Origin of the sequence: Burkholderia puraquae, assembly GCF_002099195.1 — a bacterium.
Classification (GTDB): Bacteria; Pseudomonadota; Gammaproteobacteria; order Burkholderiales; family Burkholderiaceae; genus Burkholderia; species Burkholderia puraquae.
This window is the reverse complement of sequence record NZ_NBYX01000020.1, coordinates 59,041-76,332: the sequence shown is the minus strand read 5'-3', so window position 1 is coordinate 76,332 and position 17,292 is coordinate 59,041. Positions and strand designations below refer to the sequence as shown.

The 17,292-nt window shown below is 66.5% G+C and carries 17 protein-coding genes; 7 read left to right on the top strand and 10 right to left on the bottom strand.

The genetic code is table 11. The features are described 5' to 3' along the window. The first annotated feature begins 26 nt into the window (after window positions 1–26). Complete coding sequence (locus B7G54_RS29635) at window positions 27–707, top strand: histone H1-like DNA-binding protein (protein ID WP_085042259.1); 681 nt, start codon at window positions 27–29, stop codon at window positions 705–707. A gap of 242 nt (window positions 708–949) precedes the next feature. On the opposite strand, the gene B7G54_RS29630 is transcribed toward B7G54_RS29635, so the two are convergent. The 10 genes from B7G54_RS29630 to B7G54_RS29585 form a co-directional block, all read right to left on the bottom strand. Next, window positions 950–1,423 (bottom strand): outer membrane lipoprotein, encoded by a 474-nt coding sequence (locus tag B7G54_RS29630; RefSeq protein ID WP_021161893.1) that lies wholly within the window; start codon window positions 1,421–1,423, stop codon window positions 950–952. Window positions 1,424–1,442: 19 nt separating this feature from the next. Continuing rightward, the gene (locus B7G54_RS29625) at window positions 1,443–2,381 is read right to left on the bottom strand and encodes a carbohydrate kinase family protein (RefSeq protein ID WP_085042258.1); all 939 of its coding nucleotides are present in this window, start codon (window positions 2,379–2,381) and stop codon (window positions 1,443–1,445) included. A gap of 85 nt (window positions 2,382–2,466) precedes the next feature. Further along, the gene (gene tpx / locus B7G54_RS29620; protein WP_085042257.1) at window positions 2,467–2,970 is read right to left on the bottom strand and encodes a thiol peroxidase; all 504 of its coding nucleotides are present in this window, start codon (window positions 2,968–2,970) and stop codon (window positions 2,467–2,469) included. Between the two features lie 73 nt (window positions 2,971–3,043). Continuing rightward, entirely contained in the window at window positions 3,044–4,393 is a 1,350-nt protein-coding gene (locus B7G54_RS29615; RefSeq protein WP_085042256.1) for a zinc-ribbon and DUF3426 domain-containing protein, read from the bottom strand. A gap of 45 nt (window positions 4,394–4,438) precedes the next feature. Beyond that, complete coding sequence (gene prmA, locus B7G54_RS29610) at window positions 4,439–5,341, bottom strand: 50S ribosomal protein L11 methyltransferase (protein WP_085042255.1); 903 nt, start codon at window positions 5,339–5,341, stop codon at window positions 4,439–4,441. Between the two features lie 2 nt (window positions 5,342–5,343). After that, window positions 5,344–6,711, bottom strand: a complete 1,368-nt coding sequence (gene accC, locus B7G54_RS29605; RefSeq protein WP_085042254.1) for an acetyl-CoA carboxylase biotin carboxylase subunit — start codon at window positions 6,709–6,711, stop codon at window positions 5,344–5,346. Window positions 6,712–6,795: 84 nt separating this feature from the next. Continuing rightward, window positions 6,796–7,269 carry an acetyl-CoA carboxylase biotin carboxyl carrier protein gene (gene accB / locus B7G54_RS29600; RefSeq protein ID WP_085042253.1) on the bottom strand — a complete coding sequence of 158 codons (474 nt, stop codon included), beginning with the start codon at window positions 7,267–7,269 and terminating at the stop codon, window positions 6,796–6,798. Between the two features lie 66 nt (window positions 7,270–7,335). After that, on the bottom strand, window positions 7,336–7,788 hold the full coding sequence (gene aroQ / locus B7G54_RS29595; protein ID WP_072436363.1) for a type II 3-dehydroquinate dehydratase: 453 nt from the start codon (window positions 7,786–7,788) through the stop codon (window positions 7,336–7,338). 194 nt (window positions 7,789–7,982) lie between these two features. After that, window positions 7,983–8,534: a TlpA family protein disulfide reductase gene (locus B7G54_RS29590; protein ID WP_085042252.1), complete on the bottom strand. Its 552-nt coding sequence runs from the start codon at window positions 8,532–8,534 to the stop codon at window positions 7,983–7,985. A 7-nt stretch (window positions 8,535–8,541) separates the two neighbouring features. Continuing rightward, window positions 8,542–9,186 carry a UDP-N-acetylmuramate--alanine ligase gene (locus tag B7G54_RS29585; protein ID WP_085042251.1) on the bottom strand — a complete coding sequence of 215 codons (645 nt, stop codon included), beginning with the start codon at window positions 9,184–9,186 and terminating at the stop codon, window positions 8,542–8,544. Window positions 9,187–9,366: 180 nt separating this feature from the next. Here B7G54_RS29585 and mpl point away from each other — a divergent pair, with 180 nt between their 5' ends. From mpl to B7G54_RS29555, 6 genes are all read left to right on the top strand, one after another. Continuing rightward, window positions 9,367–10,818, top strand: a complete 1,452-nt coding sequence (gene mpl / locus B7G54_RS29580; RefSeq protein WP_244289445.1) for a UDP-N-acetylmuramate:L-alanyl-gamma-D-glutamyl-meso-diaminopimelate ligase — start codon at window positions 9,367–9,369, stop codon at window positions 10,816–10,818. Next, window positions 10,815–11,384 (top strand): YqiA/YcfP family alpha/beta fold hydrolase, encoded by a 570-nt coding sequence (locus B7G54_RS29575; protein WP_085042249.1) that lies wholly within the window; start codon window positions 10,815–10,817, stop codon window positions 11,382–11,384. Before mpl ends, B7G54_RS29575 begins: the two co-directional genes overlap by 4 nt. 80 nt (window positions 11,385–11,464) lie before the next feature. Then, window positions 11,465–13,552, top strand: a complete 2,088-nt coding sequence (locus B7G54_RS29570; RefSeq protein ID WP_085042248.1) for a ribonuclease catalytic domain-containing protein — start codon at window positions 11,465–11,467, stop codon at window positions 13,550–13,552. Further along, window positions 13,549–14,415, top strand: coding sequence for a shikimate dehydrogenase (aroE, locus tag B7G54_RS29565; protein WP_085042247.1), 867 nt, complete (start codon window positions 13,549–13,551; stop codon window positions 14,413–14,415). Before B7G54_RS29570 ends, aroE begins: the two co-directional genes overlap by 4 nt. 14 nt (window positions 14,416–14,429) lie before the next feature. Continuing rightward, window positions 14,430–15,167, top strand: a complete 738-nt coding sequence (gene mtgA / locus B7G54_RS29560) for a monofunctional biosynthetic peptidoglycan transglycosylase (RefSeq protein ID WP_085042246.1) — start codon at window positions 14,430–14,432, stop codon at window positions 15,165–15,167. Between the two features lie 437 nt (window positions 15,168–15,604). Next, on the top strand, window positions 15,605–17,215 hold the full coding sequence (locus B7G54_RS29555; RefSeq protein ID WP_085042245.1) for a S10 family peptidase: 1,611 nt from the start codon (window positions 15,605–15,607) through the stop codon (window positions 17,213–17,215). The last annotated feature ends 77 nt before the right edge of the window (window positions 17,216–17,292 follow it).

Below are 17,292 nucleotides of genomic sequence, written 5' to 3'. Positions count from 1 at the left end.
CTCATCTGAACCTGAAGGAGAACAACATGGCTACCGCCAAGAAGAAACCGGCTGCTAAGAAGGTTGCTGCCAAGAAGACCGTTGCGAAGAAAGCCGCTGCTCCGGCGAAGAAGGCCGCTGCAGTGAAGAAGGTTGCTGCGAAGAAGGTCGCGGTGAAGAAGGTTGCCGCGAAGAAGGCAGCGCCGGCGAAGAAGGCCGCAGCGAAGAAGGTTGCTGCGAAGAAGGTCGCAACGAAGAAGGTTGCAGCCAAGAAAGTCGCAGTGAAGAAGGTTGCCGCGAAGAAGGCAGCACCGGCGAAGAAGGCCGCAGCGAAGAAGGTTGCAGCCAAGAAAGTCGCAGTGAAGAAGGTTGCTGCGAAGAAGGCCGCACCGGCCAAGAAGGCTGCTGCAAAGAAGGCCGCGCCGGCGAAGAAGGCTGCTGCGAAGAAGGCTGCGCCTGCGAAGAAGGCTGCCGCCAAGAAGGCTGCGCCTGCTGCGAAGAAGGCTGCCCCTGCGAAGAAGGCCGCTGCGCCTGCTGCGAAGAAGGCTGCCGCTCCGGCCAAGAAGGCTGCGGCTCCGAAGAAGGCTGCTGCTCCGAAGAAGGCCGTCGTGAAGAAGGCTGCGCCGGCAACGACCGCGTCGACCGCATCGGTTGCGCCGGCATCGGGCGTGAAGACTGCGCTCAACCCGGCAGCGGCATGGCCGTTCCCGACCGGCAGCCGTCCGTAATCGAGGCTGACCTGCACCACCCGGACACTCATGTGGTGTCCGTGGGTTGAGTAGCGCTACTCAATCAGTCCCGCCATCTGGCTCAGGTGGCGGGATTTTTTTCGTTCGTTTTTGTCGATGTGCTGGGCGCCCGTATGCCGGATACCCGCATGCCGGGTGCGGTGAGCACGGACGAAAAAAAACGCATGTGCAGCTTCGCACATGCGTTCGACCGCGGCTTGCGCCGCGTGCTGAGGTACCTGTTAGTGCGTGACGCGCGTGACGCCGCCGCTCGACAGCAGTCGCACCCGCTCGCCGGCGCGGAACGCTTCGCCGCTTGCTGCCTGCGTGATCGAGCGCAGATCGCCGTTGTCGAGGCGCACGGTGATTTCGACACCGTTCGCCGTGCTGAGGTTTTCGCCGACCGCGTTGCCCGCGACCGCGCCGACGAGACCGCCGGCGATCGCGGTCAGGATCGACCCCTTGCCGCCGCCGATCGCGCTGCCTGCCACCGCACCGAGTGCGCCGCCGCCGAGCGTGCCGATCGCGCTGCCGCCGCCGTCGGACTGGATGCGCACCGCACGGACGCTTTCGACCGTACCCATGCGGACCGTCTGTTCGCGCTGCGCCTGGCCGACGCTATAGACATCCGCCGAGCCAGGTGCGGTGAAGCAACCGGTGAGCGTCAGCGAGGCCGTCAGCATGGCCGCGAGCGTGAGGGTCTTTTTCGTCAACATCTTTGCTCTCCCACAATATTCATTTGAGACTGTAACCGAATGCAGTCTCGAAGCGCGCGTCGATCTCGGCGCGCGTCAGTACGTAAGTCTGGGGCCCCTGGTGGGCGATCTTGATCGAGCCCATCAGGCTCGCGAGGCGCCCCGTGGTTGCCCAGTCGAGGCCATGCTCGATGCCGTACAGCAGGCCGCCCCGGAAGGCATCACCGCAGCCGGTCGGATCGGCGATGTGCTCGGCCGGCACGACAGGAATCTGCTCCGTGCCCTGCTTGTGGCGGATGGTCGCGCCGTGCTCGCCACGCGTAATGACGAGCGCGTCGACCCGGCTGGCGATTTCATCTTCGGACCATCCCGTCTTGTCGCTCACCAGCTTGGCCTCGTAGTCGTTGACCGCTACATAGGTCGCAAGTTCAATGCTGCGGCGCAGCGTCGCACCGTCGAACAGCGGCAGGCCCTGGCCCGGATCGAACACGAACGGCACACCGGCCCTGGCGAGCTCTTCCACGTGCTGCACCATCCCGTCGAAGCCGTCAGGGCCGACGATCGCGAGCTTGATGCCCGGCGTGTCGCCCGCGTGGTTCAGGTGCGACTGCATCATCGCGCCCGGGTGGAACGCCGTGATCTGGTTGTTGTCGAGATCGGTCGTGATCATCGCCTGCGCCGTATACGTGTCAGGCAGCACGCGAACGTGGTCGCGGCGCAGGCCGAGCTGGTCGAGCCGGTCGAGATACGGCTGCGCGTCGAGCGCGCCCATCGTCCCCATGATGCGCGCATCGCCGCCGAGCAGGTGCAGCGCGTACGCGATGTTGCCCGCGCAGCCGCCGAATTCGCGGCGCATCGTCGGCACGAGGAAGCTCAGGTTGATGAGGTGCACCTGGTCGGGCAGGATGTGCTCGCGGAACCGCCCCTCGAAGGTCATGATGGAATCGTAGGCGATCGAGCCGCAAATCAACGTAGCCAAGGTGTGCGTTCCTGTAGAAATGAGGGACCCTGCGCGACAACGCCGCGCGAAAGGCGCGGCGCGGCAGGGGAAAGCGAAAGAAAGCTTACTTCAGTGCGGCGAGCGCTGCTTCGTAGTTCGGCTCGTCCTTGATTTCGCCGACGAGTTCCGCGTGGATCACCTTGTCCTGCGCGTCGAGCACGACGACCGCACGTGCGGTCAGGCCGTTCAGCGGGCCGCTCGTCACGTCGACGCCGTACGCGTTCGCGAACGCGCGGCCGGTGCGGAACGTCGAAGCCGTCACGACGTTCTCGAGGCCTTCGGTCGTGCAGAAGCGCGTTGCGGCGAACGGCAGGTCGGCGGACACGACGACTACGACCGTGTTGTCGAGCGACGATGCGGCTTCGTTGAACTTGCGGGTCGACGTCGCGCAGGTCGGCGTGTCGAGGCTCGGGACGATGTTCAGCACCTTGCGCTTGCCGGCGAAGCTGGCGAGCGACAGGTCGGCGAGGTCCTTGCCGACCAGCTTGAAATCGGCGCCTTGTGCGCCGACGGCCGGGAACGTGCCGGCGAGATCGATCGGGTTGCCACCCAGCGTAACTTTGCTCATGTTCGTGCTCCGAAATAGCGCGCCGCTCGGGCGCGCGGGTTGAGACGGGCGCGCATGTGCGCGCCGCGGCGCGTCACGGATAGAAGATCTGGACGCGGAAATTCGAGGCAGGCGTGCCGTTCGTTTCGAGGCGGACGACCATCGTCTGCGTCGTGCCGGGCGGCAGCCCGGCGTCGATCGGCGTGCCCGGGCGCACGTAGTCGCGCGGCGCAAGTACGCGGCGCACGGTGACGTGATTCGTGTCGTCGAGCAGCGTCAGCTCGAGCGACGGGTAGGCGAGTGCGACGCGGTAGCGGTTCGTCAGCGGCACCTTCAGCTCGAGCTCGCGCGGGCCGTCGAGCTGGCGCAGGTCGGTCGCGTCGAGCCGCAGGCCGTCGATCGCGCGCGGCGGTGCGACCTTGCAGCCGAGCGGCGCGCAGGCCTGCCGGAACCAGCCCTGCGTGACGGGCCAGTAAATCATCAGCGTTTCGCGTTGCCACCACGCGAGTTGCGCGACGAGCAGCACGGCCAGCACGGCGGCGACGAGGCCACCGAAAAAGCCGCCGAGCATGCCGCGCCGCTGCGGCGCGCGCGTCTCGCGCGTGACGGCGAAGTGCGGACGATCGTCGTCGGTCAGCGCAGCGGGGAACGGTGCGGCCGGCGCGCTGGCCGCCGTGGCGGGTGTCTCGTCGTGCCGTGCGGTGCCCGTGTCGGATCCGGATCCGGCTTCGGTTTCGGTTTCGGTGAGGGCCGGCGCCGGCGCGAACGCAAAACGCGGCTCGCGCGGCGCGCGTTCATCGTCCGGCACGGCGAAGTGCGCGGTGCCGACGGGTTCGGCGGTATCGCGAGCGGTATCCGTGTCCGCCGGACGGTGGGCGACGAAGCGGGGTTCACGCGGGTCGCGTTCGACGGGTGCAGCCGATGGTTCGGTATCCTGCGGCGTCTGCGTCGACGGCGATTCGGCCGGTTGCGCGACGGCAGCGGAGGTGTCCAGCTCGGCCGGGGAGGGTGCGAACGGTGCGGGCGTACCCGACAGGTGAACGACGCCGGCTTCGGTGGACGGAAGTGCAAGCGGGATCAGCGGCTCGGTGCGCACGGTCTGCACGCTGTGCTGCAGCGACGGGTCGACGCCGGCATCGAGCCACGGCGCCCACATGTCCCAGCCTTCCGGCTTGTAATCGGTGTCTGAAGGCGACCCGGCCGGCGCTTCGGCGGCGAACAGCCGAGGCGGGGCCTGATGGTGCGCGTCGCGGCCGTCCGGCGCGGCAGCCGGTTCGGTCAAGACCGGCTCGGGCTGCTGCGCGTGCTCGGGAACGAGCGACTCGGACGCGTTGAAGACTTCGTGACAATGCCCGCAGCGCACGAGCCCTTGATGCAGCGAGAGCTGTTCCTGCTGCAGCCGGAAGACGGTTTCGCAATGAGGGCAGCGCGTCGCAAGAAGCATGTCGAGCCGGGCGGCCTGCTGGCCAGAGTAAAGGACAGCGCTATTCTAATGGCTTTCGCGCCGGGTTCCGGCGAGGCATACCCAACCTTCGTGTTCGCGCCAGACCGAGATGTCGACGTAGCGTGCGTAGACGGCCGCGACTTCGTCCGCCTGGCGTGCGAGCACGCCCGACAGCGCGATGCGTCCGCCTGGCTTGACCTTCGATGCGAGCATCGACGCCATCAGCTTCAGCGGATTCGACAGGATGTTCGCGACGACGATGTCGAATTCACCGTCCGGGCATGCGTCGGGCAGACCGTATGTGACTTCCGCACGGTTGCGTTCGCTGTTCTGCCGCGCTGATTCGACTGCCTGCGGATCGATGTCGATGCCGATGACGGGGTTCGCCCCGCATTTCTTCGCGAGGATCGCGAGAATGCCCGAGCCGCAGCCATAGTCGAGCACCGACTGGCCGGGCTTCACCGACTGCTCGAGCCATTCCATGCACAGACGGGTAGTGGGGTGGCTGCCGGTGCCGAACGCAAGGCCCGGGTCGAGTTCGAGGACGAGCGCATCGGGATCGGGCGCATCGTGCCACGACGGCACGACCCAGATCCGCTCGCCGATCGGGATCGGCTCGAACTGCGATTGCGTGAGCCGCACCCAGTCCTGTTCCTCGACTTCGCGGACGGTGAAGGTCGGCGTCTCGGCGACGCCGATCTCGTTCGCGGCCGCCGCGAGCAACACGGCCGGCTCATGGTCGGCCGCGAGCAGCGCGACCACGCGCGAGTGCTGCCATGCGGTGCGGTCGGGCACGAGGCCCGGCTCGCCGAAGAGCGGCTGTTCGTCGGGCGTGTCGGCGTCGGCGTCTTCCACGGACACCGACAGCGCGCCGAGGTCGAGCAGCGCGTCGGACAGCGCCTCCGCATGCTCACGGGCCAGTTCGACGACGAGTTCGCGATAGCTCATGCTTACGCTTCTTCCGGTGCGACCTGCTGCTTCTGGGCGAGCCGGTTTTCGAGGTAGTGGATGCTGGTGCCGCCTTCGACGAACTTCGAATCGATCATCAGCTCGCGGTGCAGCGGGATGTTGGTCTGGATGCCTTCGACGACCATTTCCGACAGCGCGATGCGCATCCGGCTGATTGCCTGCTCGCGCGTCGCGCCGTAGGTGATCAGCTTGCCGATCATCGAATCATAGTTCGGCGGCACGAAATAGCCATTGTAGGCGTGCGAATCGACGCGTACGCCGGGGCCGCCCGGCGTATGCCACGACGTGATCCGGCCCGGCGACGGCGTGAACTTGAACGGATCTTCGGCGTTGATCCGGCATTCGATCGCATGTCCGCGGAACTGGATGTCGCGCTGGCGCAGCGTGAGCTTCTCGCCGGCCGCGATGCGGATCTGTTCCTGCACGATGTCGACGCCCGTGATCAGCTCCGATACCGGGTGCTCGACCTGCACGCGCGTGTTCATCTCGATGAAGTAGAACTCGCCGTTTTCGTACAGGAATTCGAACGTGCCTGCGCCGAGGTAGCCCATCTTCTTGCAGGCGTCCGCGCAGCGGTCGCCGATGCGGTCGATCAGGCGGCGCGGAATACCGGGCGCCGGCGCTTCCTCGATCACCTTCTGGTGGCGGCGCTGCATCGAGCAATCGCGCTCGCCGAGCCAGATCGCGTTCTTGTACGCGTCGGACAGCACCTGGATTTCGATGTGGCGCGGGTTCTCGAGGAACTTCTCCATGTACACCTGCGGGTTGCCGAACGCACGGCCGGCTTCCTCGCGGGTCATGTTGACCGCGTTGACGAGCGCGGCCTCGGTGTGCACGACGCGCATCCCGCGTCCGCCACCGCCGCCTGCCGCCTTGATGATGACCGGATAGCCGATCGTGCGCGCAATCTTGACGATCTCCTTCGGATCGTCCGGCAACGCGCCTTCCGAGCCCGGCACGCACGGCACGCCGGTCTTGATCATCGTCTGCTTCGCGGTGACCTTGTCACCCATCATGCGGATCGTTTCGGGGCGCGGGCCGATGAACGTGAAGCCCGACTGCTCGACGCGTTCCGCGAAATCGGCGTTCTCCGACAGGAAGCCGTAGCCGGGGTGGATCGCCTCGGCATCGGTGACTTCGGCGGCGCTGATCAGCGCCGGCATGTTCAGGTAGCTCAGGTTCGACGGGGCCGGGCCGATACAGACGGCTTCGTCCGCGAGGCGCACGTACTTGGCTTCCTTGTCGGCTTCCGAGTAGACGACCACCGTCTTGACGCCGAGCTCGCGGCACGCACGCTGGATGCGCAGCGCGATTTCACCGCGGTTGGCAATGAGGATTTTTTCAAACATAGCGAGTATTCGTCTCTTCGAGGGGCGCGCGAACGGCGCCTGGCGAGCATCGGCGGCGCGCGGCCCGCAGGCCGCGCGGCGGACTTAGCCGATCACGAAAAGCGGCTGGCCGTATTCGACGGCCTGGCCGTTCTCGACGAGGATTTCCTTGATCACGCCGGCCTTGTCCGACTCGATCTCGTTGAGCAGCTTCATCGCTTCGATGATGCAGATCGTCTGGCCTTCCTTGACCGTGTCGCCGACCTGGACGAACGGATCCGCGCCCGGCGACGGCGCGCGATAGAACGTGCCGACCATCGGCGACGTCACGACGTGGCCCTGCGGGACAGCCGGTGCGGCGGCGGCGCCTGCGGCCGGCGCGGCGGCGCCGTCGGTCGGCAGCGCGGCCGACGGAGCGGGCGCGCTGACTTGCGGGGCATACCCAGCCGTCGGCTGCACGTAGATCGGCGGCGCGTTCTTGACGATGCGCACCTTGCCTTCGCCTTCCGTCACTTCCAGCTCGGAGATGCCGGATTCGGAAACGAGGTCGATCAGAGTTTTCAGCTTACGAAGATCCATCGGGAATTCCCCTTTCAATACGTGAAAGCGCCGGTGAGGGGCCGGCGCTGAATCTAGATCGCGAAATCAGCCGCGCGACGTGCCTTGCAGCTTGTCCAGCGCGTACTCGAGCGCGTACAGATAACCTTTCCAGCCGAGCCCGCAGATCACGCCTTCGGCCTGGTCGGAAAAGTAGGAGTGGTGCCTGAACGCTTCGCGGCGATGCACGTTCGACAGGTGAACCTCGACGAACGGGATGCCAACGCCGGCGATCGCGTCCCGGATCGCGACGCTCGTGTGCGTATACGCGGCCGGATTGATCAGGATGAAATCGGTCTGTTCCTCCCGCGCGGCCTGGATGCGGTCGACCAGCGCGCCTTCATGGTTGCTCTGGAACGACGACAGTTCGGCGCCGGCTTCCCGGGCGCGTGCGGCAAGCGCCTGATCGATCTGTGTGAGCGTGACACGGCCGTACACCTCCGGTTCCCGGGTGCCGAGAAGGTTCAGGTTGGGGCCGTGCAGCACCAGCAATCGTGTCATGGTCGCTTCTATTTCTGCGGAATTGCGCGAACTTTAGCGCTATTTAGAGAAATTTGTCTAGTTTTGCCGAACGGCCGAGCGCGGCGGACCTGCAAGAATTACCGGCGCGCAAGCAAAGTATCGGCGAATTCACGCGAAATTGCGGCGATCGACAGATAAATCACCGCCAACGTGCGGGCCGCCGTTCGGGCAGCTTACAGCGCGTCGAGCGTCTTTTTCAGCTCGGCCGGTTGGATTTGTCCCAATTTTGTCTCGCGAATCTTGCCGGTTTCGTCGATGACGACCGTAAACGGCAACGCGCCGGCGGTATTTCCGAAATTGCGGGCCAGATCGGCGCCTGCATATCCGCTGACGAAGACCGGATAGTCGACCTTCACCTTCTGCAGAAAGTTCTTCACGTTCTGTTCGGAATCGACGCCGATCCCGATGAAACGGATGCCCTTCTGTTTGTACTGGTGCGACAACGCGACGAGCTCCGGCATCTCCTCGACGCACGGGCCGCACCATGACGCCCAGAAATTGACGACGACTTTCTGGCCCTTGAAGGCGGACAGCGTGGCCGGCTTGCCGTCGGTGCCCGTCAGCGAGGCCGCCCACAATTGTTCGACGGGGCTGCCCTGCGCGGCAGGCGCGGCGACGGCGACACCGTCGTCGGCGGTGCCGCGGAACCAATGGCCGGCGGCGAGCCCGCCGGCAACGGCGGCGGCCGCGACGACCGCGAGCGCCCACATGCGTTTCATCATCATCGTTGAATCATTCCGGTTCGGAAGGGGCCTTGCCTGCTTCGACGAGCGCGCGCAGCGCGGCGGCATCCGCACGGGCGACCCGGCCGCGCGCGTCGGCCTTGACCGCGCCGCGCAGGTCGTCGCTCGCATAGAGGGCGAGGTGGATGCCGATCGCGTCCACGTCGCGCCGCGGGCGCCACAGGAAACTCAGCGTCTCGACATCGGCGCGGCCCGCGAAGTGCCGCGTCTCGGATACGTCGTACTGGACGTTCTGGTTCAGCAGGTAGATCGCGACGTCCTTCGGGTTGTCGGTGAATGCCTGCAAATGGATATCCGAATGCGCGTTCGCGGTACCGTTCAGCACGGCACCCGTCACATAAGGATGGAACTCGGCGAGCCGGTGCATCCAGTCGAGCGCGACTTCGCGCAGGCGGCGCAGTTCGTCCGGCTGCGTGTCGCTCTGGAACAGGGCGAGATACTCGCGCAGTTCTTCCTCGATCTGGTCGTTATCCGGCAGCCATTCGCCGGCAACGCGCGAATCGCCCAGCAACTGGCGCGCGGCCTTGCGTTTCGCGCCGGCGTAGTCCAGGCCATCCTCCGCGATCAGGCGGGCGGCGGACTGGGCGATTTCCTCGCGGACGCGCCGCGGGTCGAGAAGGGTTTTGCGAGACATGATCCGGCAATCATACTCGATCGCCGCGGCGCCCGAGCGCGGGTGCGGCGGCCTGCCGCCCGGTGTGCCGGCGCCGTTCGCGCGCAGTGTTCGGGCCGCCGGGCACGGCAGGCCGTCAGTTACAATACTGTTCTTTGTGTCGCGGCAAAAGCCGTTGGCCGGGCGCCGGCCGCACGGCCCATCCGGCGCGCCGCACACGCATCCTTTCCGAATCGACGGCGCCCGGCGGCGCGAAAGCATTCATCTATGCACATCCACATTCTTGGCATCTGCGGCACCTTCATGGGCGGTCTCGCCGTACTCGCGCGCGAGGCGGGCCACACGGTGACGGGTTGCGACGCGGGCGTCTATCCGCCGATGAGCACGCAGCTCGAGGCGCAGGGCATCACGCTGATCGAGGGCTACGGCGCAGAGCAGATCGACCTGAAACCGGACCTGTTCGTGATCGGCAACGTCGTCACGCGCGGCAATCCGCTGATGGAGGCGATCCTGGATCGCGGCCTGCCGTACGTGTCGGGCCCGCAGTGGCTCGGCGAGCACGTACTCGCCGGCAAGTGGGTACTCGCGGTCGCGGGCACGCACGGCAAGACGACCACGTCGTCGATGCTCGCGTGGCTGCTGGAGGACTCGGGCCTGAATCCGGGCTTCCTGATCGGCGGCGTGCCGCTGAACTTCGGCGTGTCGGCGCGGCTCACCGATTCGAGCTTCTTCGTGATCGAGGCCGACGAATACGATACGGCGTTCTTCGACAAGCGCTCGAAGTTCGTCCACTACCGGCCGCGCACCGCGGTGCTGAACAATCTTGAATTCGATCACGCCGATATCTTCCCGGATCTCGCCGCGATCGAGACGCAATTCCACCATCTCGTGCGTACCGTGCCCGGTGTCGGCCGGATCGTCACCAACGGCCGCTCGGACGCGCTCGAGCGCGTGCTGGCGCGCGGCTGCTGGAGCGAGGTCGAACGGTTCGGCGTGGATGGCGGCTGGCAGGCGCTGCCGGCCGAAGACGGCGTGCCGGTCGACGAGCGCTTCGCGGTGTATTCGCACGCGGAACGTGTCGGCGAAGTCGCGTGGCAGGTGCAGGGCGATCACAACCGGATGAATGCGCTCGCCGCGATCGCGGCCGCGCGCCACGTCGGCGTGCCGCCTGCGCAGGCCGCCGCCTCCCTCGCATCGTTCCGCAACGTGAAACGCCGCATGGAAGTGCGCGGCAGCGTGGACGGCGTGACCGTCTACGACGACTTCGCACACCATCCGACCGCGATCGAAACCACGATCGCCGGCCTTCGTGCGCGCATCGGCCGCCAGAATGCCCGCATCCTCGCGGTGCTCGAGCCGCGTTCGAACACGATGAAGCTCGGCGTGATGAAGGCGCAATTGCCGGCGAGCCTCGCCGACGCCGATCTCGTGTTCGGCTACGGCGCGCCGACCGGGCGCGACGCGCTCGGCTGGAATCTGGCCGAGGCGCTGGCGCCGCTCGGCGACCGCGCGCACGCGTTCGACGATCTGCACCTGCTGGCGAAGTCCGTCGTCGCAGCCGCCCGCCCGGGCGACCACGTGCTTGTGATGAGCAACGGCGGCTTCGGCGGCGTGCACCAGAAGCTGCTCGACGCGCTCGGGAGCCGCACGTGATCCTGTATCTGCACGGCTTCCGGTCGTCGCCGGAATCGCAGAAGTCGCGCCAGCTCGCCGCGCGCATGGCCGAGCTCGGCCGTACCGACGAGTGGCGGTGCCCGTCGCTGTCGGTGTCGCCGCTCGAAGCGATCGCGGTCGCGGAAGCCGAGGTGGCCGGTGCGCGCGACGTGACCGTCATCGGCAGCTCGCTCGGCGGCTATTACGCCACCTGGCTGGCCGAAAAGCACGGCTGGAAGGCCGTGCTGCTGAATCCGGCCATCGTGCCGCAGCGCGATCTCGAGCAGCATCTGGGCGAGCAGCCGCTGTGGCACGGCGGCGGCACGATTGTCGTCGAGCGCCGTCACCTGCATGAACTCGATGCGCTGCGCGTGCCGGCAATCACGCGTGCCGAACGCTACTATCTGTTCGCGGCGACCGGTGACGAAGTGCTCGATTACCGCGAGATGCTGGCGCATTACCCGGGCGCGAAAACGCGCGTGATCGAAGGCAGCGATCACGGGATCAGCGAATTTGCCGACTACGTCGACGACGTTCTCGCCTTTTGCGACGGAAAGACGTCTTAAACCGGCCCTGTGCCGATCGAATTCCCATCATCATGCGGCGCCGCTGACGCGGCGCCCGGCAGTCTGAACGAGAGTACTGAGTGAACGTTTTCTTCGAGGAATCGGGCAGTTTCAAGGCGGGCAGCGTGCTGTCGCGCCAGGGCGACGCATTTCAGGTCGAGTTGCCCGGCGGGCGGCGTGCGAAGGTGCGCGCGAAAGACGTGCTGATCGAATTCGACAAGCCGGCCGCCGGCGAACTGATGCAGGAGGCCGACACGGCCGCGCAGCAGATCGATCTGGATTTCCTGTGGGAATGCGCGCCGACCGACGAGTTCGCGTATACGGCGCTCGCCGCGGAATACTTCGGCGCGACGTACGGCCCGGTCGAGCGTGCGGCGCTCGTGTTGCGACTGCACGGCTCGCCCGTCTACTTCCGCCGCAAGGGGCGCGGCCAGTACCAGCGTGCGCCGGAAGAGCAGCTCAAGATGGCGCTCGCGTCGCTCGAGCGCAAGCGCCAGCAGGCGCTCGTCCAGGCGCAGTACGAAGAGGAGCTGAAGGCCGGCAAGCTGCCGGACGCGTTTGCGGGCAAGGTGCTCGGGCTGCTGACCCGGCCGGACAAGAACGCGATCGAATACAAGGCGATGGAAGCCGCGGCCGGTGCGCGCGGCGTGTCGCCGGCGCGGCTGATGCTCGACTGCGGCGGCATCGCATCGCCGCGTGCGCTGCATGAGGCGCGCTTCCTCGCGGAGTTCTTCCCGCATGGCACGGGCTTTCCGGCCGTCACGGTCGGCGCGCTGCCGGACGACCTGCCGCGCGCGGACGTCGAGGCGTTCTCGATCGACGACATCACGACGACCGAAATCGACGACGCGTTTTCGGTCGAGCACCTGTCCGACGGCCGTGTGCGCATCGGCGTGCACATCGCGGCGCCGGCGCTCGGCATCGTGCGCGGCGACGCGGTCGACGCGATCGCGCGCACGCGCCTGTCGACCGTCTACATGCCGGGCGACAAGATCACGATGCTGCCGGACGACGTCGTCGACGTGTTCACGCTGAAAGAGGGTGACTACCGCCCGGCGCTGTCGCTGTACATCATCGTCAACCGCGAAACGCAGGAGATCGTCGCGAACGAGACGCGCGCCGAGCTCGTGTTCGTGAAGAACAACCTGCGGCACAACCACCTCGACGAACTGGTCAACGAAGAGACGCTCGCGGCCGGCACCGGCGACTATCCGCACAAGGACGACATCGCCGTGCTGTGGCCGCTCGCGCAGGCGCTGTTCGAGAAGCGCCAGGTTGCGCGCGCGGGCTACGGCCTGAAGCGCGAGGTGCAGCGCAACACCGACTACAACTTCTACGTCGACGGCGAGCACGTGTCGATCACGCCGCGCCGCCGCGGGTCCCCGCTCGACCTGATCGTGTCGGAGCTCGCGATCCTCGCGAACTCGACCTGGGGCGCATTCCTGCACGATCACACGGTGCCGGGCATCTACCGCTCGCAGCGCGGCTTCGGCGCGCCGGGCCCGAAGCGCACGCGGATGCAGACGACGGCCGCGCCGCACGAAGGCCTCGGCGTGGCGCAATACGCGTGGAGCACGTCGCCGCTGCGACGCTACGTCGACCTCGTGAACCAGTGGCAACTGCTCGCGTGCGTGCAGCATGGCGTCACCGCGAAGCTCGCCGCACCGTTCAAGCCGAAGGACGCCGATCTCTACGCAGTCGTGCAGGGCTTCGACGACACCTACACGGCCTACGCCGACTACCAGCGCCGGATGGAGTACTTCTGGTGCCTGCGCTGGCTCGCGCAGGAGCAGAAGAAGCAGGTCGTCGCGAGCGTCGTGAAGGGCGATCTCGTGCGCCTCGAGGAAATTCCGCTGCTGCTGCACGTCCCGGGGCTCGGCGTGCATGCGCGCGGCACGCGCGTGCTGCTCGACGTGATGTCGCTCGACGAACTGACGATCGAGGCGTCGGTGCGGTTGCTGAACGTGCTCGATGCGCCGACCGTGTCGAGCGGCGATGCGGCCGAGGAAGAGGATGACGCCGAAGGCGGCGACGACACGCTGATCGACACCGAAGACGCGACGGCCGAAACCGAAGCCGAAGCGCTGGCGGAAGCGGACGGCGCGGTGGACTGTGAAGGCGGCGAAGCCGAGAGCGGCAACGCCGGCGAAGAGGGGCGCGCATCATGACCGCGGTTGCGTCGACGAGCGGCGCCGACCGCTATGTGGTGTTCGGCAACCCGGTGGCGCACAGCAAGTCGCCGTTCATCCACGCGCAGTTCGCTGCGCAGACCGGCGAGCCGGTCGAATACACGCACCGGCTCGCACCGGTCGACGGTTTCGAGGCGGCCGTGCGGGCGTTCGTCGCCGAAGGCGGTCGCGGCGCGAACGTGACGGTGCCGTTCAAGCTCGAAGCGCACGCGCTCGCCGACACGCTGTCGTCGCGCGCGGCGGCGGCGGGCGCGGTGAATACGCTGCGCATCGACGCAGACGGCCGCATCCATGGCGACAACACGGATGGCGTCGGCCTCGTGCGCGACATCGAAGCGAATCTTGGCGTGTCGCTGGCGGGTGCGCGCATCCTGCTGCTCGGCGCGGGTGGCGCGGCGCGCGGTGTCGTGCTGCCGCTGCTGGATCGTGCGCCGCTGTCGATCACGATCGTGAACCGTACCGCGAGCAAGGCCGAGGCACTCGTCGGCCAGTTCATGCAGGCCGCGCACGATGCGGGCTGCACGCTCGCGGGCGGCGGCCCCGACGTGGTGCGCGCGGAGCCGTACGACGTGGTGATCAATGCGACGGCCGGCAGCCTCGATGCCGCGCTGCCGGAGTGCGACGCGGCTGCATTCGGCGCGGGCACGCTCGCGTACGACATGATGTACGGCGCGCAGCCGACGGTGTTCATGCAGCATGCGGCGTCGCTCGGCGCGCGCACGGCCGACGGGCTCGGGATGCTCGTCGAGCAGGCGGCCGAATCGTTCTACATCTGGCGCGGCGTGCGGCCGGACGGCGCGCCGGTGCTGGCCGCGCTGCGCCAGGCGCTCGCGGCGAGCTGAACGGAGCGCGGCACGTGGTGGCGGTGAGCGGCACGCAGCATACGCGGACGGTGAGCCCGACCCGCTGGATCGTCTATGCGGGATCGGTGTTCGCGGGTGCATGGCTCGCGACGCAGCTGTTCTATCTCGCGCAGATCGCGCTGTGGTCGTTCATCAATCCCGGTTCGACGGCGTTCATGCGCACCGACGCGTGGTGGTTGTCGCGCGACAAGCCACCCGCGCAGATCCAGCACCAGTGGGTGCCGTACGACCAGATCTCGCGCAACCTGAAGCGCGCGCTGATCGCGTCGGAAGACTCGACCTTCGCGACCAACAACGGCTACGACGTCGACGCGATCCTGCAGGCATGGGAGAAGAACAAGGCGCGCGGCCGGATCGTCGCGGGCGGCTCGACGATCACGCAGCAGCTTGCGCGCAACCTGTTCCTGTCACGCGAGAAGAGCTACATCCGCAAGGGGCAGGAGCTCATCATCACGTGGATGCTCGAAACGGTGCTCGACAAGGAGCGGATCTTCGAGATCTACCTGAATTCCGTCGAATGGGGACGCGGCGTGTACGGTGCCGAAGCGGCCGCACGCTATTACTACAGGATTCCCGCGAGCCGGCTCGGCGCGTGGCAGTCGGCGCGTCTCGCGGTGATGCTGCCCAAGCCGCGCTGGTTCGACGCGCACCGTGGCTCGGCCTACCAGGCGCAGCGCGCGGCAGTCATTGCCCGCCGGATGGGTGCGGCCGAGCTGCCGCAATCGGAGTGAACGGCGCGCTCGCGCCGTTGCATTGACCGTTTCACCGCCCATGCGCCGCTCGCGGGTCGTTTGTGCGCTGCAGCGCATTCGTGTCGCGCGCATTTCGGGCCACATCCTTTAGACGAATTCGTCTATTTCGTTTTGCTGAGCAATCCCGCGCGTCGTCTGATTTTGTTAGCCGATATGGCACGAAATTCAGGAATTTTTAGTATTCCCGGGTAAACGCGAAAGTCCGTGAAAGGCACGTGAAATGCAACGTTTCACGATTCGAAGCATTCCTGAAAGGTGTGCGCCGCACCCTCCGCCAGCCAAATATTTCAAAATTTTTCAAAGCTGACGGGCTCGCGTATATTGGCCAGCGCCTCGGCTTATCGGCCGCGATCGAGGCGGGGGGCGGCTTATCCGGCTGCTCGACACAAAAAACATCCGAGAGAAGGAAAGCAACGATGCCAGCGAGCAAAGCGAAGCTGTTGTTGGGAGTGGTGTTTTCTTCGCTGATTCTGACGGCCTGCAACGACGACGTGACATCGTCCGCTGCTGCCAGCGCCGACAATTCAGCCGATCCCGCCAGCCAGGTGGACAGGGCGTACAACGATCCGAACAGTTATTCGTCGAGCGCGAACGCGTCGCTCGACGCCTCCGCCGCGGTTGAAAAGGCCGCTGTCACGCATCACCAGATCACACTCAACGGCAAGACGATCCGTTACACGGCCACGGCCGGCCACCTCGTCGCGCGCAATCCGCAGACCGGCGCGCTCGAAGCATCGTTCTTCTATGTCGCCTATACGGCCGACAACCAGCCCGCAGCGAAGCGGCCCGTCACGTTCCTGTACAACGGCGGCCCCGGTTCGGCATCGGTGTGGCTGCACCTCGGCTCGTTCGGCCCGCGGCGGATCCAGACGGGCGACCCGAACGCGAATGCATCGACGTTCCCGTTCGTCGACAACCAGGAAAGCCTGCTCGACACGACCGACCTCGTGTTCGTCGACGCGATCGGCACCGGCTTCTCCGAAGCGATCGCGCCGAACACGAACCAGACGTTCTGGGGCGTCGACCAGGACGGCGGCGCGTTCCGCGATTTCGTCACGCGCTACCTGGCCGTGAACCAGCGCAGCGCTTCGCCGAAATACCTGTTCGGCGAATCGTACGGCACGCCGCGCACCGACGTGCTCGCAAACCTGCTCGAGACGGCCGGCGTGAAGCTCGACGGCATCGTGCTGCAGTCGTCGATCCTGAACTACAACACGAACTGCGACATGGCGAGCGACTACATCGGCAACTCGAACAACGGGTCGAGCCCGGTGAGTTGCGCGGGCTTCGTGCCGTCCTATGGCACCGTCGGCGCGTACTACCAGCTCGACAACCCGAACCCGTCGAGCCTGCCGCAGTACGCGGACCAGATGCGCCTGCTGACGGCCGGCAGCTATGCGCCTGCCGTGAATGCATACCTGGCGAGCCATACGCCGCCGCCGCCGAGCCTCGTCACGACGATGGTGAATTCGACCGGCGTGAAGCAGTCGCTGTGGAATGCGGATTTCAACGTGATCCCGACCTTCTTCGACAACAGCTTCCAGCTGTCGCTGATCCCGGGCACGCTGATCGGCCGCTACGACGCGCGCGTGAACGTGCCCGTGTCGAGCCCGCTTGCGGCGGATGGCGATCCGTCGAGCTCGTTCATCACGAAGCCGTTCACCGACACGATCGGCAGCTATTTGCCGAACGAGCTGAAGTACACCGCGCAGTCGGCGTATTCATTGAGCAGCAATGCGATCAACACGTGGGACTGGACGCACGACGGCCTCGCGATGCCCGACACGATTCCCGATCTGGCCGCGGCGCTGTCGCTGAATCCGCAGCTGAAGGTGCTGTCGCTGAACGGGTATCACGATATCGCGACGCCGTTCTACCAGACCGAGCTCGACCTCGCACGGCTCGGGACGCAACCGAACCTGACGATCAAGGACTATCAGGGCGGACACATGGTCTACCTCGACGATACGTCGCGTCCGCAGGAGAAAGCCGACCTCGTGACCTTCTACAACGCGGCCGCGCACTGATGCTGCGCCAGGCCGGCGGCGCGCGCCCGCGGTGGCGCCTCGCCGGCCGTCGACGACCTCATTCCAGACTGGAGCCT

Excerpts from the sequence above, each read along its gene's own strand:
- B7G54_RS29635 (WP_085042259.1), top strand. The coding sequence starts at position 27 with ATGGCTACCGCCAAGAAGAAACCGGCTGCTAAGAAGGTTGCTGCCAAG.
- B7G54_RS29630 (WP_021161893.1), bottom strand. The coding sequence starts at position 1,423 with ATGTTGACGAAAAAGACCCTCACGCTCGCGGCCATGCTGACGGCCTCG.
- tpx (WP_085042257.1), bottom strand. The coding sequence starts at position 2,970 with ATGAGCAAAGTTACGCTGGGTGGCAACCCGATCGATCTCGCCGGCACG.
- B7G54_RS29615 (WP_085042256.1), bottom strand. The coding sequence starts at position 4,393 with ATGCTTCTTGCGACGCGCTGCCCTCATTGCGAAACCGTCTTCCGGCTG.
- prmA (WP_085042255.1), bottom strand. The coding sequence starts at position 5,341 with ATGAGCTATCGCGAACTCGTCGTCGAACTGGCCCGTGAGCATGCGGAG.
- accC (WP_085042254.1), bottom strand. The coding sequence starts at position 6,711 with ATGTTTGAAAAAATCCTCATTGCCAACCGCGGTGAAATCGCGCTGCGC.
- accB (WP_085042253.1), bottom strand. The coding sequence starts at position 7,269 with ATGGATCTTCGTAAGCTGAAAACTCTGATCGACCTCGTTTCCGAATCC.
- aroQ (WP_072436363.1), bottom strand. The coding sequence starts at position 7,788 with ATGACACGATTGCTGGTGCTGCACGGCCCCAACCTGAACCTTCTCGGC.
- B7G54_RS29590 (WP_085042252.1), bottom strand. The coding sequence starts at position 8,534 with ATGATGATGAAACGCATGTGGGCGCTCGCGGTCGTCGCGGCCGCCGCC.
- B7G54_RS29585 (WP_085042251.1), bottom strand. The coding sequence starts at position 9,186 with ATGTCTCGCAAAACCCTTCTCGACCCGCGGCGCGTCCGCGAGGAAATC.
- aroE (WP_085042247.1), top strand. The coding sequence starts at position 13,549 with ATGACCGCGGTTGCGTCGACGAGCGGCGCCGACCGCTATGTGGTGTTC.
- B7G54_RS29555 (WP_085042245.1), top strand. The coding sequence starts at position 15,605 with ATGCCAGCGAGCAAAGCGAAGCTGTTGTTGGGAGTGGTGTTTTCTTCG.